This is a genomic window from Emticicia aquatilis (assembly GCF_014644295.1).
GTDB lineage: Bacteria > Bacteroidota > Bacteroidia > Cytophagales > Spirosomataceae > Emticicia > Emticicia aquatilis.
In genome coordinates, this window is the sequence record NZ_BMKK01000017.1 from 44,284 (window position 1) to 66,800 (window position 22,517).

Below are 22,517 nucleotides of genomic sequence, written 5' to 3' on the forward strand. Positions count from 1 at the left end.
GCCAAATAAACACTAAATTATGAAAAAATACATTGCTTTTCTAAGAGGAATAAACGTCGGAAATATCCGAATCAAAATGCCCGATTTGAAAAATGCCTTTCAAGATATGGGCTTTCAAAATGTTGCAACCTATTTACAAACTGGAAATGTAGTTTTTGAATCGGAGAAAAATATTTCGGAAATAAAGGTAATTCTTGAAAAAGGACTTACAGAAACCTTTCATTATCAGGCTTTTGTGCTACTTTATGACTTTGATGTTTTGGACGAAATCGTTGTTAAATACCCATTCCAAAAGGACGAAAGTAATCACGCTTATGTAATTTTTGTAGAAAGTGAATCTGTTTTTGAAGAACTGGCAACTATTGCAGAAAGTGTAGATGAGGAAATAGCCAGAGGAAATACCGTGCTTTATTGGAAAGTTCCAAAAGGCGAAAGTTTGAATACTCCTTTTTCTAAAATCACCGCCAAAGCAAAATACAAAAGCACTACCACCGTTCGGAATATCAATACACTCGAAAAAATGCTCGAATAATTAATTTTAGTTTTGTAGAACAACTGCGTCGGCAGTCCGATTTCTAAATTGTATCGTATGAATTGAACAATTTAGAAAATTGTTCTACATTTTTGGCACTAAAAAAACTATCTTTGCAACTTGTTTTAACTCACCGATGTAGCAATTGTTGTTCGTGATAATTGCTAATTGATAATTGTTAACTGAAAAATGTTTGAAAATTTAAGTGATAAGCTAAATAAAGCCATCAAAACCCTTAAAGGGCAGGGCAGAATTACTGATATTAATGTGGCAGCCACCGTCAAAGAAGTAAGACGTGCTTTGATGGATGCCGACGTAAACTATAAAGTTGCCAAAGACGTAACCGACCGTGTGCGTGAAAAAGCAATCGACCGTAAGGTGATGATTGCGGTTGAGCCAGGGCAATTGTTCGTAAAAATCGTACAGGAAGAGTTAATGGAACTCATGGGCGGACAAGCTCAGAGTGTCAATCTAAAGGGCTCTCCAGCAGTGGTTTTAATTGCAGGTTTGCAAGGTTCGGGTAAGACTACTTTTTCGGGAAAATTTGCTTCTTACATCAAAAAACAAGGTCGCCAAGTATTGCTGGTTGCCTGTGATGTATATCGTCCTGCGGCCATCACGCAATTGCAAGTATTGGGCGAGCAAATCGGTGTAGAAGTTTTTGCTGAGCCTGAAAACAAAAATGCCGTTGATATTGCTAAAAATGCACTTGCTTACGCAAAATCGAAAGGTAAGAGCGTTGTGATTGTCGATACGGCGGGTCGTTTGGCAGTTGATGAGGTGATGATGAAAGAGGTAGAGGAAATCAAGAAAGCCATCACACCGAGTGAGATTTTATTTGTAGTTGACTCGATGACGGGTCAAGATGCCGTAAATACTGCTAAGACCTTCAACGAAAGACTTGATTTTGATGGCGTAGTACTAACCAAACTCGACGGTGATTCTCGTGGTGGTGCAGCCCTTTCAATCAAAGCCGTTGTAAATAAACCAATCAAGTTTATTTCTACAGGTGAGAAGATGGATGCTCTTGATATCTTCTACCCAGACCGTATGGCGAGTAGAATCTTGGGCATGGGTGACGTGATTTCCCTCGTAGAAAGAGCTCAACAAGCTTTCGACGAAGACGAATCTCGCCGCTTGAACAAGAAAATGCGTGAGAATAAGTTTGATTTGACCGACTTCTTGACGCAATTAGAGCAAATCAAGAAAATGGGAAATATCAAAGATTTGATGGGTATGATTCCAGGGGTTGGTTCACAAATCAAAGACATTGATATTAGCAACGATTCGTTTAAGCCAATTGAAGCCATTATCAAATCAATGACTCCGAAAGAGCGTGAAAAACCAGATATTATTGATGGTAGCCGTAAGAAAAGAATTGCCGCAGGTAGCGGAACAGATATTACACAAGTAAATAATCTCTTGAAGCAATTCGACCAAATGAGAAGCATGATGAAAAAAGTAAATCAGATGCAATCATCGGGTAAAATGAAGGCTTTCAAATAAGATTTTACTTAGAAAATGAAAAGGTCAATGGGCAGGTTGCTCGTTGACCTTTTTTGTATTGCAGATTAGATTAGTAGTATATCGAAATCAATCCATCTCCCCCTAATGTATTACTATTAGGGCCGTATCCACCGCCTCCACCACCAGGAAATCCGCCGTAAGTGGCTCCAAATGAACTACCACCATTGTTTGGTAAAGTTAGTTGAGAAGTACCGCCTTTTCCTCCGTTATTATGATTAGGACTTGCTCCTCCGTTGCCGTACTCTATTCTTTTGTAGTAATTTGAACCATCATAGAAGTAAGAGTTTTTTGTAGATGTACCAGATTCTCCAGAAATAGCGTATCCATTTGCATTTGGTATATTTAGTGTAAATGGTGCATAAGAAGATGTTAAGTTGAAATTTCCACCGCCTTTAACTACAAAGTAAGAGTTTCCGATACGAATGTAACTTTCTCTTCCAGAAACAACATTATTTGCAATTCTACCACAACCTTCACCAACCATTACAAATATTTGCTGACCTGCACTCACAGGTATAGTTGCTATTCCATAATTTCCACCACAGCCTCCACCATATTCATTTCCACAGCCTCCGCCGCTATAAATCTCTACAAATATTTTTGAAATACCATTTGGAACATTCCAAGTAAACTCACTATTTGCATTTATAAATTGAGGAAGTGTAAAATGTTGAACATTTGAATATTGCTCTCCTTGTAAAGAAATCCAATTGCTTCCATTATGATAGTTGATATTCTTATTATCAGAATTGAAAATTATATTCCCTGCTTGTTGGTTAGACAGGTTGTTTCTTTGGCTTGTGCTTAAATTTGGAATAGATAAAAAATTTGGATTTGATGTAAAAGATTGTCCAAGAGAGTAGTAACTTAATAACATGAACAAATGTGTTATTACTGTTTTCATAAAGAATTTTATTTAATATAGATTTAGAACAAGCAATACTAACTACCACATTTATCTTATCCAATATAAGTTGTCTCTAAACTTATTCTACGGTAAAGTTTATTCAAAATGAAAACATTATCAGAAATAAAATCAGCATTGAAGCTAATCAAAAGCCAAGAACAATATAAAGTATATTTGGCAATTAATGATTCGTTAATTGATTGTGAAGAGGGTAGCCCCGAAGAAGAAACTTTGGAATTAGTATCTATTTTGGTGGAAGATTATGAATCAAAACATTATCATATCGAAACTCCAGACCCAATTGAAAATTAAAATGGAAGAAGATGGGTTGAAGAAAAAAGATTTAGTGGAATATTTTGTAAGTGTGAGTAGAGTTTCGGTGGTTTTAAATAGAAAACGTCAGTTAACTCTCGAAATGATAAGAAAAATTCATAATGAAATGAGGGTTTCGGCAGAGACATTATTAGCTGTTTGAAATGTTAAGAAAACTATTATTACACTTTGTCATCGTTATTACTTTCAACGCCTTTTCACAGAAAAACATGACCATTGCTACCGAATTTCGTCGTCATATTCATGCAAATCCCGAACTTTCAACGCTTGAAAAAAATACCAGTGCGTATGTGATTTCGGAATTGAAGAAACTGGGCATCACGAAAATCCATCAAGGTTTTTCGATGCACTCGATTTTGGCTGAAGTTGATGGAGTAGAAAGCGGAACGTCGCCCGGCGGTCCGACAATTTTGTTTCGTTGCGAATTAGATGCGTTACCGATTCAAGAAGATAATGATTTTGCTCATCGTTCTACACAGGCTGGGGTTTCTCATAAGTGTGGACACGATGGTCATGCTGCTACGATGTTTCGTTTTGCTCAAAAATTGATGGAAAAACCTTTAAAAAAAGGTAAAATACTGTTGTTTTTTCAATCTGCTGAAGAAATAGGAGCGGGTGCGAAAGATGCTATTGAATCTGGCATTTTTAAGCAGTTTAAGATAGATTATGCCTTTGCCTATCATAATTTTGCAGGTTTTCAGATGGGTACTGTCATTGCGAAGAAAGGTCTTTTTACACCTTGTGTAGAAAGTGGAGTCTTTGAGTTAATCGGTAAAACAAGCCACGCTGCCGAGCCATCAAAAGGAATTAATCCTGCAATGGCAATTGCCGAAATCATACAGTACTTCGATTCTTTGAATAATCCTGATAAATCAAGTGCAGATTTCTTTGTAGCTACTCCCATACATATCGAGATGGGCGAAAAAGCCTATGGAACTTCAGCAGGAAAAGCTACTATTGGTTATACTTTTCGGACTTGGGAAAACGAACGATTCGATGCAATAAAAGCCAAGATTATTCAGAAAGTTGAAGATGTAGCTAAGAAACATAAGCTTGAATTTTCGGCAAAATGGCTTGAGACTTTCAATGCAAATAATAATCATGCAACTGCCTACAATGAAGTAAAAAATGCTGCAAAAGCCCAAAAATTCGAAATTCTCGACCTCGAAAAACCATTTGAATTTGGCGAAGATTTTGGACTTTTTACCAAGAAATATAAAGGTGCTATGTTTGGTATTGGTTCGGGCGTTAATCAGCCCCCACTACACAGCTCAACCTTTGATTTTCCTGATGAATTGCTCGAAATAGGAAGCAATATGTTCTATCAAATAGCAGTTCAGATTACCGAAAAATAGCTTTTATTTTTTAGCATAATAATACAAGTAAGTAGGCCCAGTTGTGCCGTCTGGTCTTTCGCTGTTCGTGAAGTATCCTTTATTGTTTCTATCGAAGCAAAACCCCTCGCCTTGAGGTTCTTTTGTATAAGGTAGTAGTTTATCTCGATTACGTGCGAGCGTAGTAGCTATGCTTTCACCTTCTTTTCTGTACCAATAATAGAGAGCGTCATAATTTCTGAGTACAATCTCTTTGCCATCGCTCGAAATTCCGCCACTTGTAATAATTAAAAATGGAATTGCCTGTACGAATTTAGCAGTTTGAATTTCGGTAGTTGACTGAGGATAAGGTAACTGATAAATTCTTACATTAAATTCTCGTTTCGTAACGATATAAATATCTTTGGTAGCAGGGTCGAGTAAAATACATTCGGCATCTCGGCTGCCATCGGGATACTGAAAAGAGATTCTGTCAAAATTCGTAACTTTTTCTGCAAGAGACTGAGGTTCTAAAAAACGATAAATATAATATTGGTTGTTGTAAGCGGCATTATTATCGCCTATTTCAGCAATATAAACGTAGTTTTTGCCACTTTCTGGGCCAACGCCTATACTAATATCTTCCCAATCACGATTTGGGAAAGGCATTTGAATATTTCCCTTGTACTCGCCCGAATGTGAAAACTGATGTAATAAATTAGGGTTATCGCCGTCTTCTTGCACCCATACATTGCCTGGCATACTTCTACTATCAGCTACTCCCGATGCTTCATTAGCGATATTGTTTGGTAATAGCGAACTTTTAGGTGTAGTTTCAAAATCAGGAATTGTTTCGGTAGGAGTAGGCGTAGGCGTTTTTCCGAACCAATCGCACGAACTGAGCGTAAAAATGATGATTGAACAGAGAATGAATATCCGCATTGTGTGTTTAAATTTTGGGTTCGGCTATTGGGTTTATGTTCAGAAAGACGGTTTTTAGTATTTAAAGGTTGTAATCAACATCAAAAATCAATCTTTTGGCTGCGAAGTGATTTCTTCTCGCCATCAATTTTCTTCGTTTTCAAGCGTTTTTCTACTACTGCTTGTGGTGTTTTCGATGGAATTCGTTTCTTTTTTTCATGAAAAGCCTTTTCTAAAACTTTATAGAATTTCTTGATAACCAGCTCTTTATTCTGCAATTGGCTACGTTTTTCTTGTGCCGAAATACTCAGAATTGTTTCTTGCACTAACTGACTTTGTAATTTTTCGAGTAATCTCGTTTTCTGTTCGTCAGTCAGTAGGGTAGAGGTGGCAATATTGAATCTCAGCTCTACTTTTGTTTCTACTTTATTTACGTTCTGTCCACCAGGCCCTCCACTGCGGGAGGTCTGAAATTCAATTTCGGGCAGAAAATCTATGGTTTTTATATCTATTTGCATTTTCAATTCTTTTGTGGATAAAGAATAACTTTATAGTAACCCACAGGCTAAAGCCATGTGGCAACTTATAGAATCAATTGCCACATGGCTTTAGCCTGTGGGTAATGGTAATTTTTCAGCCCTGTACAACAGTCCCGAGCAAGCCCGCAATCTTCTTAATGACCTCTTTTAGCTGCATCATTTTTACCAAAATCTGGTCTTGCTCTTCGTAGCTTTGGGCTTCCAAAAGCTGGTTCGATAGCTTCGTCATATCAGCTTCATAACGAGTCTTTTTTAGCCTTAGTACGTTCGTGTAGGCCAAATCGGCCAATTTATCGGTTTCTGATGGAATATAAATTTCTTTCTTTAGCCAATTTTCGCTCAATTGGTGCGGTGTTGAAAGCCAGTTTATTACCTGTTGTTGAATCTCACTATCTTGGTGGCTCGTGAAATGTGAAGTATCAGGAATCTGATGATTCTGATAAAATTCTCGAAAAATCGCCAAGATTTTCTGATACGTTGGCGTTTCAAAAACCATATCTCTGATTTCGTTGAAAATATAATCTGTCAACGTAAAATCAATATTATCAACTACATTTCGGTCTAAAACGTGCGTGCCATAACAAACTAAAAGCCTAATACATTCTTCTTCTTGGTAAGAAACCGCTGAGCGTTGAGCCTCAGTTTTTTCAACAGGAAAACTGGGCGAAACTTCTGGACGCTCAACCAAAACATCTAAATCGCCAACTTGCTGAGGCTGAACTCGATTTTGGCGTTGACGGTCTTTTTCGGCATCGTTTACTTTTTTGAGCGAAATTTTGTTTCCTTCCGTAATCAAAATTTGCTCTTCGATGCCCATCAGATTGGCTACTTCTTGATAAAAAACCGAACGTTTGATAGAATCAGGAATTTTAGAAATGGTCTCAACCAATTCTTTAATTACTTCTGCTCGTTTGATTGGGTCGTGACCAACATCTTTGAGTGAAATTTCGGTTTTGAAACGAATAAAATCCTTTTGGGTTCGCTGAACGTATTCTTTAAACGCTTGACTACCAACTTTTTGAATAAAACTATCGGGGTCATCGCCATCGGGAAAAACTACGGCTTTTACGTTTAGTCCTTCTTCCAAAATAATATCAATTCCACGCAACGAGGCCTTGATACCAGCGGCATCTCCATCGTAAAGCACCGTAATATTATTCGTAAAACGCCTAATTAACTGAATCTGCTCTTTTGTAAGCGAAGTTCCCGACGAAGCCACCACATTCTCCACGCCCGACTGGCTCAACGAAACTACATCGGTATAGCCTTCTACCAAATAACAATTATCTTCTACACGAATCGGATTTTTGGCTTGCTGAATACCATAAACGATATAACTTTTGTGGTAAACGGCCGTTTCGGGTGAGTTCAGATATTTTGGTGCATTCGGGTCTTTTTTCAGAATCCTTGCCCCAAAGGCAATCGGTTTTCCTCCTACATTATGAATCGGAAAAATTACTCGTCCTCTAAATCTATCAATGGGGCCTTTGCCTTCTTTTACAATCGAAAGTCCTGCTTTTTCGAGAATATCTATCGAAAACCCATTTTTTATAGCGTGTTTTGTGAACGCATCCCAACCATCGGGGCTATAACCCAATTCAAATCGCTGAATCGTGGTATGATTAAAGCCACGTTCTTTAAAATAGCTCTGCCCAATGCTTTGTCCTTCGGGGCTTTTCCAAAGTTGGTCTTGGTAATATTTATTAGCAAAATCCAGTACGATGTATAGACTTTCCTTTTCGTTTTGGGCTTGTTGTTCTTCGTTGGTTACTTCTTTTTCGGCTACTTCAATACCATATTTTTTTGCCAAATGCTTAAGGGCTTCGGGGTAGCCGATGCCTTCGATATCCATCACAAAACGCACTGAATCGCCCGCTTTACCGCAGCCAAAACATTTATAAATGCCTTTGGCTGGCGAAACGTAAAACGAAGGAGTTTTTTCGTTATGAAAAGGGCAACAGGCTATCATGTTTGCTCCCCGTTTTTTGAGAGAAACGTATTCGCCAATAACTTCCGTTACGTCGGCGGCTTGAATAATCTGTTGAACTGTTTCTTGACTTATCCGCATATTGCAATTTACTCACTACTTAATCAAAATGACACATTTTGTGCTACTTTTGTTCCGAAAAAAACAAAGGTACGGTGGAATTTTATACTTTTATCAATATTGGCGGAACAATTGCCTTTGCGGCATCGGGTGCTTTGGCAGGAATCCGTAAAAAACTTGATGTCTTTGGGCTGGCCGTAATGGCTTTCGTGACTTCGGTCGGCGGTGGAACAATCCGTGATATTCTGATTGGTCATTTACCCGTAAAATGGATTCTTGATTCTTCTATTGTTCTGCTCATTGCAGGCGTTACACTCATTACTGTTTTATTTAAAAACCGTATCGAAAAATTGGATAAAACCCTTACTTTTTTCGATTCTTTGGGACTTGGATTTTTTACGCTCCGAGGTATTCAAGAAGGCATTGCTATTCAGTTGGATATTCCTTCGTGCTTGATTTTGGGTACGATTACAGCCTGTTTTGGTGGCGTGATTCGAGATATTTTGCTCAACGAAATTCCAACGCTTTTCCGAAAAGAAATCTATGCTACGGCCTGTATTTTGGGCGGAATTATCTTCTTTTTACTTCAAAAACTCAATGTTTCTGCTCAAATTGTTGATATTATTACGATTCTGACGATTTTCGGAATAAGGCTCATTGCCGTAAAAATGAATATTTCATTACCGAAAGTTGATTGATTGGTAACACAATTTTCAAAATTGTGCTACATTACACTGCCGTGAAAACGAATATTTCTTTGCCTAAAATTCGTTAACGCATTGAATGGCACAAGATTTGAGTAGCTTTCTTCAAAAAAACTAACCATGAAGAAGCTTACTTTCTTCGCAATGGCTTTCCTTACCATCATACAGGCAAATTCACAAGATTTGCATTTAAGAGGCATTGCGACCAATTATTCTCAAACGGGTAGAATCACGCCCAAACTTAGCTATAACCTGCATATTTTGTCGGTAGTGAATACTTCGACATTAAAAATAGGAGAGAAAAACTTTCCATCAGGACATACACATTTTATTCCGCATTTGTTGCTAAATTATAAATTGACCGATAAATGGAATGTGGGTGGCGGATATGCCTTCGGCCGACATGATATTTTTGGTTTGCGAGAAAACGAAAATCGGATTGTGCTGCAAACTGCCTATAATTACAAAATCGGGAAACTAACAACCAATAATCGTGGGCGTTTTGAATGGCGTAGTCCACTGAATTTACAAACTAATGTTCGCTCCGATGCCTCAATTTTTCGTTATCAACTGGGTTTGAATTATCCATTGTATGACACAAAAAAATATAAGCGAGGCTTTTATGCTTTGGCTTCCAACGAAGTGTTTTTGTATTTGAAAGGTGCAACAAATGGTCCTGTTAGCTCAAAGAATGGACTTTTGTTATCAGAAAATTGGTCGAATATCGGTTTGGGTTATACGACAGGCAAAAACCGAATTGAAGTGGGCTATGGTTTTCAATCTTTGGTCAGAAACAAAAAACAGGATATGCGTTTCTTGAATTTGCTACAATTATCATTCACGACCACCATCAACTGGGACGATGTACAGTATTGGTATTATTGATTTTTCTTAGATACGAGATTTGAGATTCGGGATTGGAGAACTCTCGTATCTCGAATCTAATATCTCGTATCTTCTCATCTTTTCAAACGTGCCAAATAGGCAAAAGTGGCAAGCCCTGCTATGAGCGTAATGGCTGAAAGCCCTAAATGTGGAAGCGATGGCCTTAGTACCCACATGGCACCAATAAACTGCACAATCAGAATAATATAGAGGAAAGTTGCAATGGCTTTGCGAGGTAATTTACTTATCACAAACGAACCCAGCGGAGCAAAAAATGCCACAAACGGAATACACGCCAACCACATTTCAAACGCTTCTTGCTGGAAATCACCGATAACAGCTCCGTGAATGAAGAAACCAAGTAGCGTTTCGAGCGTCATGATGATTACCGATGAAGGAACAGCTACTTTTTCGTTGATTCGGTAATAGATAGTCATCAGACAAAACGTAAAAATATTGATTCCTGTACCGAAAAGAGAAGAAATCATACCTCCGATTAGTCCGAAAAAGATTAATCTCACCATATCCGAATGCATGAAATTCTGAATTTTATCAAAAACTTCACGTTGTGGTTTCGTGTTTTCGTACCACAAAATTAGTCCAAAACTAAGCCAAAGCGAGACAAAAAATAGCTTTGCCAGTGGTGGAGAAATCAGAGGAACGATATAATAAGTGCCAAAAATCAGTCCGAAAACTCCGCCGAATGTTACATATTTGATGTAATTCCAATCGACTTTTATCTTTAGTCCCAAGATTAATAACGATGCTGAAGTCATGCCGATGCTTTGAATGGCAAAAGCGAAATTTCGAGCAACTGCTGGCTCTATTTTGAGCAAAAGGGTAAAAACAGGATAAGCGATAGCTGCACTTCCTTCGGGGCTTGAGCCTGCGATAAATGCCCCAAATATCATTGTCAGAACCGCTGCCCAATGTTTGGCAAAGATATAAAAACTATCGGTCGAGGTAACATAAAAAGCCCAACAACTCAGCACAATGGCCACGAAGCCGATGTATAAATATGGGATTTTGTTTTTAGAAGTTTTCTCGACAGACATAAAAAAATATGTTACTTTTGTAAAAGTGATTTACAAATTTAGTCGCAAATATTGATTTTAAGCATACCATCTAATGAAAAATATTGAAGAGATTTTGCAGAAATTGCTTGCTGAGCAAGATTTTTTGAAAGAAATGCAGGGGAGAATCGTAGAAAACTATGATATTATGATTCAGAATCAGCAACAAAATGCCGATAATCATGAGGTGGTGATTCATAACCAAGCTACGATTATTCGTAATCAAGAAATCATTGTCAATAATCAGATAAATATTGTTCGTAATCAGAAGCAAATCGCCCAAAATCAGATTCAATTAGAGGTTATCTTACAGACACAAGCTCATGTTTTGAATTTAGTAAAAAAGCTAACAGGCGAAAACGAAACACTCGAAGATACAACTAAATCTATTGAAAATTTGATTTTATCTAAGCAGGAAAGTATAAAAAATAGACCTTTAAACGACCCTTCTACTTTATAAAAATTGGCTATTAATTAGCTATTTTTTCTTCCAAAAGCCTAACCTGAATTTGTAATGATTTTATCTCAGAATCCTTACTTTCTACAATCTGCTTGGTCAATTTAAGTTGAATTTGCAGCCCTTCTATTTGTTGACTCAGTAGTTTATTATGGAATTCTAATTGCTTTTTTTCATTACTGAAATCGTCGCCTGTTTCTTTTGCAGGCTTATTTTTAGCTTTAGAGCCGTATAATTCTTCAATTTGTTCAAGACTTAATTCCGTGAAATCGGAATTTCTTAAGTCGTCGATATTTATTCCAAAAAAATCACTAATTAATTCACAAACATCTAATGGAGGAAAAGTTTTGCCGATTTCATAATCTGAAATAGCACTTTTGCTTATCTTTAGTTTTTCTCCTAATGATTCTAAGGTTAATTTCTGTTTCTTTCGTAGTATCCTGAGGTTCGAGCCGAATTTATTTTCCATTATTTAGGAATTTTACTATTTTATTTCCGAAAATTTGGAATATATTTTAAATGTTTGTTACTTTGTTTTGCAATTTAATCAATTCGTCAAAGATTAAAAAATCTTATTTATTGACCAGTGAATGATTAAATAATACTAAAAGCTCTTATAATCTTTAAGCACAGACAATTACATTCAAAAGTATAGCACTCGAAGTCGATGAAAAAACTTTTTTACTTGGGCATAATCGGACTAATTCTGTTCGAGTTCTTGAATGTTTATTTCATCATGCCGCTGCCAGGTAGCCAGCGAATACGAAGTATCGACTTAGCGTATTTTCTTTACACTTGGCGTTGGGCGTTTCGTGGATTCTTTGTTTTGTTGTTGATTGTTGGTTTTTTGCAAGCATTCAAGACTTCTAAATGGCTTTCTTTAGGTGGTTTGGTGTTAGTTTTTGGGGCTATTTATGCGTTTAATTTTCAAATGGCGGCCGATACGATGTTCTATCAGCCACAAAGTTTGCAAATGAAGCCAGCGAAAGCAAATAAAATAGAGAAAGACCGAATTGTAATTGGTATAGAGTTAAACGGCCAAGCAAGAGCATATCCGATTTCGCTGATTGGCTATCATCATCAAGTGCTTGATACGCTGGCAGGGAAGAAAATAATGGTCACGTACTGCACCGTTTGCCGAACAGGGCGTATTTATGAGCCGATTGTTGGCGGAAAACCCGAAAAGTTTCGCTTGGTAGGCATGGACCATTTTAATGCCATGTTTGAAGACGAAACCACCAAAAGTTGGTGGCGACAAGCCAACGGTGAGGCAATTATCGGAAAGCTGAAAGGACAAACATTGCCTGAATTATTTTCGGAACAAACATCGCTCGAAAAATGGCTGGCTTTGCACCCCAACAGCTTAATTATGCAACCCGATGAGCATTTTAAGGAAAAATACGATAGCACAGCCAAGTACGAAAAAGGCAAAAGCAAGAGCGATTTGACCCGTACAGATTCGTTATCGTGGAAAGAGAAATCGTGGGTAGTAGGTGTAGCAATCGGGAAGGATAGTAAGGCCTTCGATTGGCTTCGATTGAAGAAAGAAAGAGTCATAAACGAGCAAGTAGGAGCGAAGGCGATTGCCTTAGTTTTGGCGGCTGATAATAAAAGTTTCTTTGCTTTTGAGCGTCCGAGCAAAGAAGCTAAGTTTCAACTCAGAAGTGATACCATTATTGTTGATAATCGAAAATTTATGATAAATGGAAAGTCAGTCAATGGCTCTGAGTCACTCATAAAAGTGAAGGCCTATCAAGAGTTTTGGCATAGTTGGCAGACTTTCCACCCTACAACCCAAAAATACTGAAAATTTAGCGTAGAAATATGTTGTGCTTTCATCTAAAAAAACAAAAACTGATTAAAAATTTTGCCTTTTTGGGCGTAATGCTGATAGCATTTGTATCTTTTAAATGTACCAAAGAAGAAGCCAAACCCAAGCCAGTTATCGTGTCGGCCGATTTTTATAATCGTATGTTGTTTATCGACCAGCAGAGTTATCAGATAAAAACATCTGAACCTGCTACATTCAAGAAATTGGGGACGAATACAAGTTTTAATATTTCGGAAACGGGCCTAATTACACAAACAACCATCAATGTTGTGCATGAAATTGAGGCAACTTGGGCTGATGGTACAAAGACCAAGTTTTTTGTAATGGCAGCCAGCGGAACGGCCGATAAAAATCATTATTTGAGAGGCTGGAAATACATTGAGAAACTGTACGCTACCGATACAACTCGTGCCATCGTGATTCGTCATGCCGAAGCTATTGTAGGAACTGACGGCGAAACGCTACCTGCTTCAACAAATTGGTGGACATCGTGCGATAGTAAATTGGCTCGTCAGTTGAGTGAGAATGGAAGAAAACAGTCGGAGTATTACGGAACGGTATTTAAGGGCGTGAAAATGCCTATCAAAAAGATATTTGCGAGCGAGTTTTGTAGAGCAAAGCAAACGGCAGAACTCATGAATTTGGGTTTACCTATTACGATTGATAAGCGAATCAACGGTCATTTTTATAATGTTTCGGGCGTAACGTCGGACGTTGGAATGGTCAAGATTTTGGAAGAACAGGTTGCCACAAAACAACTCTTGATGTTGGCCGCTCACTATGACATTAGTGCGGGAATATCTAAAATGGGGACACTTGATATGGCCGATAGTTTTTTTATGAAAATAGGTGCTGATAAAAAGACTGCTTTTCAAGGAATTGTGTCGTATCCAATGTGGCGAGCGTATTATGATATTGAGTCGTCCAAAAAGTAAAACTCACATTGTAAGTAAATTTTCATCATAGGTTTATAAGACTCTGTATAGCACTTTGTTGTGCAGAGTTTCAAGTTTTTTTCGCTTCTAAATCCATCATAAAATATTAAAGAATTGATTAAGTTTTATTCAGACTCTGCTCATTGTTTTATGAGTGGAGTTTTTTTTGTTTCCAAATAAATGGAAATTTAGCTCTTTAGGGTTCCCTGCCATAAAATTCTCTATTTTCTCTAATATTCATTGTTTTTTCTTTTTTTAGTATGAAATATTACTTGTTGTTTATTTTTATAATTCAATCCCGATATTTTTATTCCAAATTAATGGAAAAATAAATATTAAATTCCATTAATTTGGAAATATGAATATTTTAATATTTTTTTGTCCTGCCTTTGAAAAACGCTATTTATTCAATCATAAATTTTAGCTATTACCATGCCCCATATTCCTTTAGAGAGCCATTTGCCAGGCATAACGGGCCTGCTCGAATACCGTAAAGACTCAGCAGCTCCAATTCGAGAATTGACCCAAATTTTACTTCGTGGAGAATCGACTCTTACCGAAGGAGAACGAGAGCTAATAGCCACTTTGGTTTCATCACGCAATCAATGTGTATTCTGCACAACCGCCCATACGGCAGCGGCTGACATTCTTTTGGGCGAGTCGGAAACTTGCCAAATGGTAAAAGATGATTTTGAAACCGCACCCGTCAGCGAAAAGATGAAAGCTTTGTTGGGTATTGCGGCTGCGGTGCAAGAAAACGGAAAAAAGGTAACCGAATCGAAAGTTGAACGAGCCAAAAATGCAGGAGCAACCGACCGTGAAATCCATGATACGGTATTGATTGCTGCTTTGTTTTGTCTTTATAATAAATACGTCGATGGCTTGGCCAGTTTTACACCTTCCGAACCAGCCTTTTATCAGAAACTTGGCGAACGCATAACTACCGTTGGCTATAATCGCTTGCCGGGAGGCTACGACCAACTAAAAACCGAAAATCAAAACCTAAAATAAATCCATTCTCTAATGAAACATTTCTACACTTTGCTATTTTTTGTGAGTACCACTTATTTTGCTCTTGCTCAGAATATCACAGGAAAAATATTGGATTCAGAAACCCAAAAACCTGTTGTTGGAGCGTCGATAAGCCTTAAAGGGAAGCTTTCAGGTACGATATCTAACTCAGAAGGAGAGTTTTCATTAAAATCTACGATTCCTGCTACGCTCATTGTTTCGGTCATTGGCTACGAACGCCAAGAAGTAAACGTAAGTTCGACAAATCCAATAAAAATATCGCTTAAAACAGGTTCAGAACTTTTACAGCAAGTTGTTGTATCGGCTTCACGTATCGAAGAAAATATTTTAAAATCGCCAGTTACGATTGAAAAAATGGATATTAGAGCTATTCAACAATCGCCATCAGCCAATTTCTACGATGCTTTATTAAATCTCAAAGGATTGGATATGGTTACGAGTAGCTTGACCTACAAAGCCATCAATACTCGTGGTTTTAATACAACAGGAAATGGCCGCTTTTTACAAACCGTTGATGGAATGGATAGCCAGTCGGCTGGTTTAGGTTTTGCCATGGGAAATCTCTTTGGGCCACACGATATTGATGTTGAAAGCGTAGAATTAATTCCAGGAGCAGCTTCGGCTCTTTACGGGCCAGTGGCGTTCAATGGTTTACTTTCTACTCGTACTAAAAATCCGTTTGATTATCAAGGTTTGAGTGTACAGACAAAAATTGGTGTCAATCATATAGGCGATGGAACAAGCTACGGAGCTAAACCAATGGGTGATTTTGCGATTCGCTACGCAAAAGCTTTTAATGGAAAGTTTGCTTTTAAAATCAATGCTTCTCATTTGGCTGGTACTGATTGGTACGCCAACGACCTGACAGATATAGATGCCAATACGGCAGTTGGTAGTCGTGGGCCAAACAACCCTGGTAAAAACCAAGTAAATATCTATGGCGATGAGGTTGCTCAGACCATTGCGGGCATTGGTCGGGTATCTCGCACAGGTTACGGAGAAAGAGATTTGGCAAATTATGGCGTGCACAGTACCAAGGTAGGTGGAGCAGTGCATTATAGAATCACCGATAATTTAGAGGCAATTTATCAGTTGAGTTACAGTAAAGGTGTAGCTCAATATACCGGTAGTCAGCGTTTTGCAATAAATGGTTTTCAGTTCGTACAACAACGTCTCGAACTCAAAAGTGATAAGTTTTACGTAAGGGCTTATTCGAGCCAAGAAGACTCTAAGGATTCGTATCAAGTGCGTTCGTTGGGACAATTAATTAACAAAACTTGGGTAAAAGATTTGAATGGCAATGTGGTTGCTCCGAATCTTGCCGATGCTACTTGGTTTCAACGATATACGGAGGCTTTTACGGGCAAAATTACAGGAGTATCGGCAAATAGCGATGCTACTGCAAGAGCTTTTGCTGACCAAGGACGATTATTACCCGGAACGGCTGAATTTGATGCTGCTAAGCAAAAATTAATCGAAACACAAGGTTTGAGCGGAGCAGGAATTTATAGCCGTTGTGGCTTGAGGCACTTAGAAGGAATGTATGATTTTAGTTCGGCCTTGAAAGTAATTAACTTACAAGTAGGTGGAAACGTGAGAAAATACTATTTGGATACACAGGGTACATTATTTGATGATAAAGGTAAAAACTTGACTAACTCTGAGTACGGCGTTTTTGCCCAAGCTTCAAAATCGCTTTGGAAAGATAAACTGAAATTGACGTTATCGGGCAGATACGATAAAAACGAAAATTTTGAAGGACGTTTTACACCACGTGGTTCGATAGTATTTAGTCCAAGAGAAAATCAAAATTTCAGAGCAAGTTATCAGACTGGCTTTAGAAACCCAACCATTGGCGACCAATACATCAAGCTAAATGCGGGGCCGATTATTATTTTGGGTGGAGCTCCCGTGAATTCGGTCGATACCAAAGAGGCCAATGCTTACAATAACTCATATACGATTGCTTCGGTAAGTGCATTCGGGGCTGCGTTTGGCAAAGAAGTAGGAAGCGGTGTGCCATTTCCGCAAGCAGTAGCCAACAATAAAGATAAATTAGTAAAATCGAATGTTGCTTACATAAAGCCAGAGCGTGTGCAAAGCTTCGAGATTGGCTACAAAGGCTTATTGACACAAAAACTACTTTTTGATATTAACTACTATTACAGCCAATACCAAGACTTTTTGATAAATACCGTAGTAATGGCTCCGAATAGCCCAGTATTAGCTGCTGATGGTAAGCCGAATTTCAATGCTGCTGCCGATATTTTGGGAGGTAAAACCCAATTGTATCAGCTCTATACCAATGCTTCTGATAAAGTTTCTATTCAAGGTGTGGGTGTTGGTTTGGGGTATATTTTGCCTAAAAACTACCGCATCAATGCCAACGCAACTTGGTCGGACTTCAATATTTTAGATGCTAATCCGAGCAATATTCCTGCTTTTAATACACCAAAATGGAAAACAAATTTGGTTGTCAGCAATGCTAAACTTACCGAAAAATTGGGCTTTAGTGTGGCATGGCACTGGCAGTCGGCATTTGATTGGTATGGCACATTTACAACACCTCTACCGGGCAGAATCAATGCTTATAGCTTGCTCGATGCACAAGTGAGTTATCGAGTATCAAGCCTAAAAACCATTGTAAAACTGGGTGCAAGTAATTTGACCAATCAATATATTGTTCAAGCGTTTGGTTCTCCTGCCGTTGGCGGATTGTATTATGTGAGTTTGAATTTTGATGAGATGTTTAGATAAATAAAAATGACTCAGAAACCACTTTTTGCCTTTATTGTTTGTATGCTGTGCTACCTTTTGGGTGGCACGGCCAGTACTTTAATGTCGGTTTATTTACCCGTAGCTATTCCTGAATTATTACAACGAACACCGACTGAGCAAGAGTTAGGCGAAATAGGGGCTTATTTGAGTTCGTCTTCTATTTTTGGATGGATGATTGGTGGTTTAGTTTTAGGTGTAGTGAGCGATAAAATCGGACGCATAAAAACCTTGGCATTTGCCACTGCTCTATATGGATTCTTTACTTTGTTGGTTGTTTTTGTGCATGATTGGCAGGTTTTATTGATTTATCGTTTCTTTACAGGAATGGGTATTGGTGGAGTATTGTTGGTAAGTACGGTTTATATTTCTGAAATCTGGAAAGAAAATAATCGTCCTGTTATATTGGGTATTTTGGCGGTAGCTTTTCCTGTCGGTATTGTTTTAAGTGGTGGACTCAATGTGTTTTTCGATTATTGGAAAGATGCGTTTTGGTTGGGAATTTTACCTTTGATATTATCTGTCATTACACTCTTTTTTTTGCCTGAATCCGAGAAATGGAAGCAAATGCAAAGACTTGATAATCAAATATTTAAAAGCCTATTTTTGCAGGAAAACCGCAGGAGTCTGTTTTACGGTTCTGCTATTTTTGGCTCAGTTTTGGTGGGGCTGTGGGGAATTTTTTCGTGGCTTCCCACTTGGGTACAAAGCCTACTCGGTAACACCTCTGATGGGCAAACCGAACGGGGCCTAACAATGATTTTATTAGGTGTTGGGGGGATAGTAGGCGGTGGTTTATCGGGCTTTTTGATTCAGAAACTCGGAGCTATCAAAACGCTAATACTCACTTTTGCAGGTTGTATTTTGGCTTGCGGCATATTATTTCTCACTAATACCCAGTTTTCAAAAATTATTTATGCCGAAATGGCTTTTCTGACCCTCTTTTTGGGTATTAGTCAGGGAGCTTTATCAAGTTATATCCCTGCTTTATTTCCTGTCAATATTCGAGCAACTGCTACGGGCTTTTGCTTCAATATTGCTCGCTTTTTTACTGCTACTGCCGTTTTTTTTGTGGGTAATTTGGTTAGTTTTTTCGGTGGTTTTAGTAATGCACTTTTATCGTTTTCAGCATTTTTTGTTTTGGCTATCATAGCCACTTTTTATGCTAATAAATTAAACGAATCATAATCTTACATTTAAACCTTACACTCAAAATGGCAAATTCAGACGCATCATTAGAAAATCAACAAGTGATTATCGAAAATCAAAAAATGATTCTTGAAAACCAACAAACTATTGTGGTGAACCAAGCACAAATCTTAAAAAACCAAGAGCAACTAAATGCCAATCAACAAACGATTCTTGCTAATCAGAATCATATTTTAGAGAATCAAACAAACTTTACGAAGATACTTAGTAATCAAGACGAAATCTTGACCTTTGTGAAATCTCGTTAAGTTCTTAGGTTTGGGTTCCTATGTTGCTTGTTTTATGTGGTTTTCCCTTTCATATTTTGTTATGATGCAAAATCTATTTCGATATTTTTCCTGCTGTTTGGGTTGTTTGCTGATTTGTTCTTTTCCTGCAAACTCAAAAAAAATTTTAGCAGAAAAGAAAGAAATCAGTCAAGAAGTTGCTCTCAAGTGGGCAAAAATAACCTTGAATTTTATTAATAGACAACCAAATAAATCGCCAACTTTCATTTCTCGTACGCTGGCTTATACAGGCATTACGATGTATGAGTCAGTTGTGCATAGTAGCACTAAATATCAATCTATTACACAAGAATTAAATGGTTTAGGTAAACTGCCAATGCCCGCATCTGGCAAAATATATGATTGGGAAACCGTACTGAACGCAGGACAATCAAAGATAGTCCGGCTTTTGTGGCAACCACTCAAAACCGAGTACGGACGCTACACTATTGTTATGTTAGATTCTTTAGAAAAAGCCATTCTGAACGAGCGAAAAAGCGTAGTGAAAGATACGGCAATTATAAGCAGGTCGATAAATTATGGAAAAGACATCGCCGAGTCGATATATCAATGGTCAATGACCGATGGCGGACATGAAATGAATTTTAAGAGTTTCGACCCTGCTTACAAATACCCACAAGGAACTAATTATTGGGTGCCGCCCATTGGTGGGCAGTCTCCTGTTTTGATGCCACTTCACCCTTATTGGGGGAAAAATCGGTCGTTTATCAAGGCCGATGCCGAGCTGCCTGTTGTACCAATCTTACCTGTTTCGGATGATACAACATCGGCCTATTTTCGGCAGTTTAAGGAGGTTTATATTATTCAGAAAAACCTAACACAAGAGCAAAAAGAAATTGCCAATTGGTGGGGCGATGACCCAGCTTTTACAACTGCTCCGCCTGGGCATTCGTATCACTTGGCAAGTATTATTCTAAAAAACAAAAACGCTGATTTAGTTGTGGCGGCAATGACTTTTGCTAAAGTAGGTATTGCCTGTGCCGATGCTTTTATTAATTGTTGGCGAAATAAATATACCTATCATTCGGAGCGTCCGAAGGCGTATATTCAACGAAATATTGATAAAAAGTTTGTACAATATTGGCCAGAGCCTCCTTTTCCTGCATTTCCGTCGGGGCATTCGACTCAAATGTCGGCTACGGCTGAGGTGCTGATAAGTGTTTTTGGGGATAAAGTAAGTTTCGTCGATGATACACACCAAGGGCGACCAAAAGATGTCGTAAGGAATGTAGATTATAAAAGTCGAAATTTTGAACGAATCTCGCAAATAGCCGAAGAATGTGGTATTTCTCGCCTTTACGGAGGTATTCACACAATGCAGGATAATGATGTCGGACTGGTAGAAGGCAAAAAAATAGGGAAGAATATCAACCAAATTAAGTGGAAGAAATAAGATTTATCAACCAAAAGAATATGGCACATATCAAATTAGAAGAAGGCATTCCGGGCATTCGTAGTTTAGTAATATACCGCCCCGATACAGGTAAACCACTTTATGATTTAGCACAAGTTTTATTGAGAGAAGAATCTCCGCTAAGTTCGGCCGAGCGAGAGCTCATTGCGGCTTATGTTTCAAACATGAATACTTGTAATTTTTGCATGAGTAGCCACGCGGCGGCTGCTCGATATTTGTTTCAAGACGAAGCCCAAACTGTAGATTTAGTATTGGAAGATTATCAAAATGCTCCAATTTCAGATAAACTAAAGGCTCTTCTGACTATTGCAGGAAAAGTACAAACCGATGCCCGAACCGTAAGCGACGATGATGTAAATACTGCTCGAAGTTTTGGAGCAACCGACCGTGATATTCACGATACAGTTTTGATTGCCGCTGCATTTTGTATGTTCAATCGCTATGTCGATGGTTTAGCAACTTTAAGTCCAACCGCCCCTGAGCTTTATGCCCAAATGGGGGAACGTATGGGAACTTTGGGTTATGTTTTACCAAAAAAATCGAACTAAATGGCATACATTTCACTCGACCCAAAGCTACCTGGAATGCGTGGATTGTTGGCTTTTAGACCAGCGATTGCCCCTCCTTTGTTGACTTTAATGCAGACAGTTATGAGAAGCAACGAAGGACTCAGCATGGGAGAAAGAGAGTTGATTGCAACCTACGTTTCGACACTGAATGATTGCTATAATTGTCATCAAATTCATGGTGAGGTGGCACAATGTTTCTTTGATGACCAACCCGATTTGGTACAGCAAATAAAAGAAAATTTCAAAGATGCTCCTATTTCAGAGCGGCAAAAAGCGATTTTGGAAATTGCGGGAAATATTCAAAAAGGCGGAAAGTTTGTAACAGAAAAGCAAATAGAAAAAGCTAAACTATTGGGTATATCTGACCTCGAAATTCACGATACGGTGCTTATTGCATCGCTTTTTTGCTTTTTTAATCGCTATATTGATGGTTTAGGTATCCAATCAAGCGATACGCCAGATACATTCAAGGCAAGAGCAAAGATGATTGCAGAATTGGGGTATCATTCATAAAGCAGAATCTAAAAAAAAGTCATGGCTCATATTAATCTTCCCGAACAACTGCCTGGTATCAGAGGCCTAATGGCATTTCGCCCGCAAACCGCCACACCATTGAATGCTTTGGCAGAAGTACTACTCCGCTCAGATGAAGGTCTAAACAAAGGCGAAAGAGAATTGATAGCTACGTATGTATCGGCACTCAATGATTGCTTTTTCTGTCAGAATATTCATGGGGCAGTTGCTGCTCATTATTTTGATGAAGAACTCGTCAAGAAAATTAGAGCCAATAATATTGAAGTAGAAATTTCTGACAAAATGAAAGCTTTGCTTGCTATTGCAGGTGCAGTGCAGCAAGGTGGCAAGTTTGTGCGGGAGACTCAAATTGAACAAGCCAAAAATCAAGGAGCAAGCGATATAGAAATACATGATACCGTGCTAATAGCTGCCGCATTTTGTATGTTCAATCGCTATGTTGACAGCCTCAATACTTTTGCCCCCGATGCTCCAGAGATGTACCGAGAACGAGCCAAAAAGATTATTGAGGAAACTGGCTATGCTGGTTCTTCACCGAGGTAGATAATTAAAGTTTAAAATTCCAAAAATATGGAATTTTAATATGGTCTGTTAATATGCCAAAAATTAATTTAGACATTTTTTAGATATTTTCAATGATAATAAATCCGTTTGATAATTATTTTGTTTTTTTTACCATAAAATATTGATTTG

General features: G+C 38.2%; 24 protein-coding genes. 18 read left to right on the top strand and 6 right to left on the bottom strand.

Annotated features, from left to right (window positions below; translation table 11 throughout):
- Positions 1-19 precede the first annotated feature (19 nt).
- On the top strand, positions 20-532 hold the full coding sequence (locus tag IEX65_RS26000; RefSeq protein ID WP_188770978.1) for a DUF1697 domain-containing protein: 513 nt from the start codon (positions 20-22) through the stop codon (positions 530-532).
- Positions 533-721: 189 nt separating this feature from the next.
- Positions 722-2,038: a signal recognition particle protein gene (gene ffh / locus IEX65_RS26005; protein WP_188770980.1), complete on the top strand. Its 1,317-nt coding sequence runs from the start codon at positions 722-724 to the stop codon at positions 2,036-2,038.
- A gap of 70 nt (positions 2,039-2,108) precedes the next feature.
- On the opposite strand, the gene IEX65_RS26010 is transcribed toward ffh, so the two are convergent.
- Positions 2,109-2,963, bottom strand: coding sequence for a phage tail-like protein (locus IEX65_RS26010; RefSeq protein ID WP_188770982.1), 855 nt, complete (start codon positions 2,961-2,963; stop codon positions 2,109-2,111).
- A gap of 108 nt (positions 2,964-3,071) precedes the next feature.
- On the opposite strand from IEX65_RS26010, the gene IEX65_RS28100 reads away from it, so the two are divergent.
- The 3 genes from IEX65_RS28100 to IEX65_RS26020 are packed head-to-tail and all read left to right on the top strand — an operon-like array spanning position 3,072 to position 4,654.
- Entirely contained in the window at positions 3,072-3,278 is a 207-nt protein-coding gene (locus IEX65_RS28100; protein ID WP_229250910.1) for a hypothetical protein, read from the top strand.
- 1 nt (position 3,279) lies between these two features.
- Positions 3,280-3,441, top strand: coding sequence for a hypothetical protein (locus IEX65_RS28105; protein ID WP_229250912.1), 162 nt, complete (start codon positions 3,280-3,282; stop codon positions 3,439-3,441).
- 1 nt (position 3,442) lies between these two features.
- Positions 3,443-4,654 (top strand): M20 metallopeptidase family protein, encoded by a 1,212-nt coding sequence (locus IEX65_RS26020; RefSeq protein ID WP_188770985.1) that lies wholly within the window; start codon positions 3,443-3,445, stop codon positions 4,652-4,654.
- Between the two features lie 3 nt (positions 4,655-4,657).
- Here the strand turns inward: IEX65_RS26020 and IEX65_RS26025 are convergent, their stop codons facing one another.
- The 3 genes from IEX65_RS26025 to dnaG all read right to left on the bottom strand — a co-directional run bounded on the left by IEX65_RS26025 (position 4,658) and on the right by dnaG (position 8,140).
- Positions 4,658-5,554, bottom strand: a complete 897-nt coding sequence (locus IEX65_RS26025) for a PE-PGRS family protein (RefSeq protein WP_188770987.1) — start codon at positions 5,552-5,554, stop codon at positions 4,658-4,660.
- Positions 5,555-5,634: 80 nt separating this feature from the next.
- The gene (gene arfB, locus IEX65_RS26030) at positions 5,635-6,051 is read right to left on the bottom strand and encodes an alternative ribosome rescue aminoacyl-tRNA hydrolase ArfB (RefSeq protein WP_188770989.1); all 417 of its coding nucleotides are present in this window, start codon (positions 6,049-6,051) and stop codon (positions 5,635-5,637) included.
- A gap of 115 nt (positions 6,052-6,166) precedes the next feature.
- A complete protein-coding gene (gene dnaG / locus IEX65_RS26035) occupies positions 6,167-8,140 on the bottom strand; it encodes a DNA primase (RefSeq protein WP_188770991.1) in 1,974 nt (657 codons plus the stop codon).
- A 74-nt stretch (positions 8,141-8,214) separates the two neighbouring features.
- Here dnaG and IEX65_RS26040 point away from each other — a divergent pair, with 74 nt between their 5' ends.
- The gene (locus IEX65_RS26040; protein ID WP_188770993.1) at positions 8,215-8,817 is read left to right on the top strand and encodes a trimeric intracellular cation channel family protein; all 603 of its coding nucleotides are present in this window, start codon (positions 8,215-8,217) and stop codon (positions 8,815-8,817) included.
- Positions 8,818-8,943: 126 nt separating this feature from the next.
- Positions 8,944-9,708 (top strand): DUF2490 domain-containing protein, encoded by a 765-nt coding sequence (locus tag IEX65_RS26045; RefSeq protein WP_188770995.1) that lies wholly within the window; start codon positions 8,944-8,946, stop codon positions 9,706-9,708.
- 74 nt (positions 9,709-9,782) lie between these two features.
- Here the strand turns inward: IEX65_RS26045 and IEX65_RS26050 are convergent, their stop codons facing one another.
- A complete protein-coding gene (locus IEX65_RS26050) occupies positions 9,783-10,763 on the bottom strand; it encodes a sulfite exporter TauE/SafE family protein (RefSeq protein WP_188770996.1) in 981 nt (326 codons plus the stop codon).
- A gap of 73 nt (positions 10,764-10,836) precedes the next feature.
- Here IEX65_RS26050 and IEX65_RS26055 point away from each other — a divergent pair, with 73 nt between their 5' ends.
- Positions 10,837-11,241, top strand: a complete 405-nt coding sequence (locus tag IEX65_RS26055) for a hypothetical protein (RefSeq protein WP_188770998.1) — start codon at positions 10,837-10,839, stop codon at positions 11,239-11,241.
- Positions 11,242-11,251: 10 nt separating this feature from the next.
- Here the strand turns inward: IEX65_RS26055 and IEX65_RS26060 are convergent, their stop codons facing one another.
- Positions 11,252-11,707, bottom strand: coding sequence for a helix-turn-helix domain-containing protein (locus tag IEX65_RS26060; protein ID WP_188771000.1), 456 nt, complete (start codon positions 11,705-11,707; stop codon positions 11,252-11,254).
- Positions 11,708-11,905: 198 nt separating this feature from the next.
- Between IEX65_RS26060 and IEX65_RS26065 the strand changes: the two genes are divergently transcribed.
- From IEX65_RS26065 to IEX65_RS26110, 10 genes are all read left to right on the top strand, one after another.
- Positions 11,906-13,045, top strand: coding sequence for a DUF3179 domain-containing (seleno)protein (locus IEX65_RS26065; RefSeq protein WP_188771002.1), 1,140 nt, complete (start codon positions 11,906-11,908; stop codon positions 13,043-13,045).
- 77 nt (positions 13,046-13,122) lie between these two features.
- Complete coding sequence (locus IEX65_RS26070; protein WP_188771004.1) at positions 13,123-14,004, top strand: phosphoglycerate mutase family protein; 882 nt, start codon at positions 13,123-13,125, stop codon at positions 14,002-14,004.
- 432 nt (positions 14,005-14,436) lie between these two features.
- Positions 14,437-15,015, top strand: a complete 579-nt coding sequence (locus IEX65_RS26075; protein WP_188771006.1) for a carboxymuconolactone decarboxylase family protein — start codon at positions 14,437-14,439, stop codon at positions 15,013-15,015.
- 12 nt (positions 15,016-15,027) lie between these two features.
- Positions 15,028-17,793 carry a TonB-dependent receptor gene (locus IEX65_RS26080; RefSeq protein ID WP_188771008.1) on the top strand — a complete coding sequence of 922 codons (2,766 nt, stop codon included), beginning with the start codon at positions 15,028-15,030 and terminating at the stop codon, positions 17,791-17,793.
- Between the two features lie 6 nt (positions 17,794-17,799).
- Entirely contained in the window at positions 17,800-18,999 is a 1,200-nt protein-coding gene (locus IEX65_RS26085; protein ID WP_188771009.1) for an MFS transporter, read from the top strand.
- 26 nt (positions 19,000-19,025) lie between these two features.
- Positions 19,026-19,268 (top strand): hypothetical protein, encoded by a 243-nt coding sequence (locus tag IEX65_RS26090; RefSeq protein WP_188771011.1) that lies wholly within the window; start codon positions 19,026-19,028, stop codon positions 19,266-19,268.
- A 64-nt stretch (positions 19,269-19,332) separates the two neighbouring features.
- Complete coding sequence (locus IEX65_RS26095) at positions 19,333-20,700, top strand: vanadium-dependent haloperoxidase (RefSeq protein WP_188771013.1); 1,368 nt, start codon at positions 19,333-19,335, stop codon at positions 20,698-20,700.
- A gap of 20 nt (positions 20,701-20,720) precedes the next feature.
- On the top strand, positions 20,721-21,269 hold the full coding sequence (locus tag IEX65_RS26100; RefSeq protein WP_188771015.1) for a carboxymuconolactone decarboxylase family protein: 549 nt from the start codon (positions 20,721-20,723) through the stop codon (positions 21,267-21,269).
- The gene (locus tag IEX65_RS26105; protein ID WP_188771017.1) at positions 21,270-21,803 is read left to right on the top strand and encodes a carboxymuconolactone decarboxylase family protein; all 534 of its coding nucleotides are present in this window, start codon (positions 21,270-21,272) and stop codon (positions 21,801-21,803) included. It abuts the gene before it with no gap.
- A gap of 21 nt (positions 21,804-21,824) precedes the next feature.
- Positions 21,825-22,367, top strand: coding sequence for a carboxymuconolactone decarboxylase family protein (locus IEX65_RS26110; RefSeq protein WP_188771019.1), 543 nt, complete (start codon positions 21,825-21,827; stop codon positions 22,365-22,367).
- Positions 22,368-22,517 lie beyond the last annotated feature (150 nt).

Bases quoted from the DNA above. Each gene is read 5' to 3' on its own strand.
- IEX65_RS26075 (WP_188771006.1), top strand. From the start codon at position 14,437: ATGCCCCATATTCCTTTAGAGAGCCATTTGCCAGGCATAACGGGCCTG.
- IEX65_RS28105 (WP_229250912.1), top strand. From the start codon at position 3,280: ATGGAAGAAGATGGGTTGAAGAAAAAAGATTTAGTGGAATATTTTGTA.
- IEX65_RS26020 (WP_188770985.1), top strand. From the start codon at position 3,443: ATGTTAAGAAAACTATTATTACACTTTGTCATCGTTATTACTTTCAAC.
- IEX65_RS26065 (WP_188771002.1), top strand. From the start codon at position 11,906: ATGAAAAAACTTTTTTACTTGGGCATAATCGGACTAATTCTGTTCGAG.
- dnaG (WP_188770991.1), bottom strand. From the start codon at position 8,140: ATGCGGATAAGTCAAGAAACAGTTCAACAGATTATTCAAGCCGCCGAC.
- IEX65_RS26110 (WP_188771019.1), top strand. From the start codon at position 21,825: ATGGCTCATATTAATCTTCCCGAACAACTGCCTGGTATCAGAGGCCTA.
- IEX65_RS26000 (WP_188770978.1), top strand. From the start codon at position 20: ATGAAAAAATACATTGCTTTTCTAAGAGGAATAAACGTCGGAAATATC.
- IEX65_RS28100 (WP_229250910.1), top strand. From the start codon at position 3,072: ATGAAAACATTATCAGAAATAAAATCAGCATTGAAGCTAATCAAAAGC.
- IEX65_RS26050 (WP_188770996.1), bottom strand. From the start codon at position 10,763: ATGTCTGTCGAGAAAACTTCTAAAAACAAAATCCCATATTTATACATC.
- IEX65_RS26105 (WP_188771017.1), top strand. From the start codon at position 21,270: ATGGCATACATTTCACTCGACCCAAAGCTACCTGGAATGCGTGGATTG.
- IEX65_RS26070 (WP_188771004.1), top strand. From the start codon at position 13,123: ATGCTGATAGCATTTGTATCTTTTAAATGTACCAAAGAAGAAGCCAAA.
- IEX65_RS26095 (WP_188771013.1), top strand. From the start codon at position 19,333: ATGCAAAATCTATTTCGATATTTTTCCTGCTGTTTGGGTTGTTTGCTG.
- IEX65_RS26010 (WP_188770982.1), bottom strand. From the start codon at position 2,963: ATGAAAACAGTAATAACACATTTGTTCATGTTATTAAGTTACTACTCT.
- IEX65_RS26025 (WP_188770987.1), bottom strand. From the start codon at position 5,554: ATGCGGATATTCATTCTCTGTTCAATCATCATTTTTACGCTCAGTTCG.
- arfB (WP_188770989.1), bottom strand. From the start codon at position 6,051: ATGCAAATAGATATAAAAACCATAGATTTTCTGCCCGAAATTGAATTT.
- ffh (WP_188770980.1), top strand. From the start codon at position 722: ATGTTTGAAAATTTAAGTGATAAGCTAAATAAAGCCATCAAAACCCTT.
- IEX65_RS26045 (WP_188770995.1), top strand. From the start codon at position 8,944: ATGAAGAAGCTTACTTTCTTCGCAATGGCTTTCCTTACCATCATACAG.
- IEX65_RS26100 (WP_188771015.1), top strand. From the start codon at position 20,721: ATGGCACATATCAAATTAGAAGAAGGCATTCCGGGCATTCGTAGTTTA.
- IEX65_RS26060 (WP_188771000.1), bottom strand. From the start codon at position 11,707: ATGGAAAATAAATTCGGCTCGAACCTCAGGATACTACGAAAGAAACAG.
- IEX65_RS26090 (WP_188771011.1), top strand. From the start codon at position 19,026: ATGGCAAATTCAGACGCATCATTAGAAAATCAACAAGTGATTATCGAA.
- IEX65_RS26080 (WP_188771008.1), top strand. From the start codon at position 15,028: ATGAAACATTTCTACACTTTGCTATTTTTTGTGAGTACCACTTATTTT.
- IEX65_RS26085 (WP_188771009.1), top strand. From the start codon at position 17,800: ATGACTCAGAAACCACTTTTTGCCTTTATTGTTTGTATGCTGTGCTAC.
- IEX65_RS26055 (WP_188770998.1), top strand. From the start codon at position 10,837: ATGAAAAATATTGAAGAGATTTTGCAGAAATTGCTTGCTGAGCAAGAT.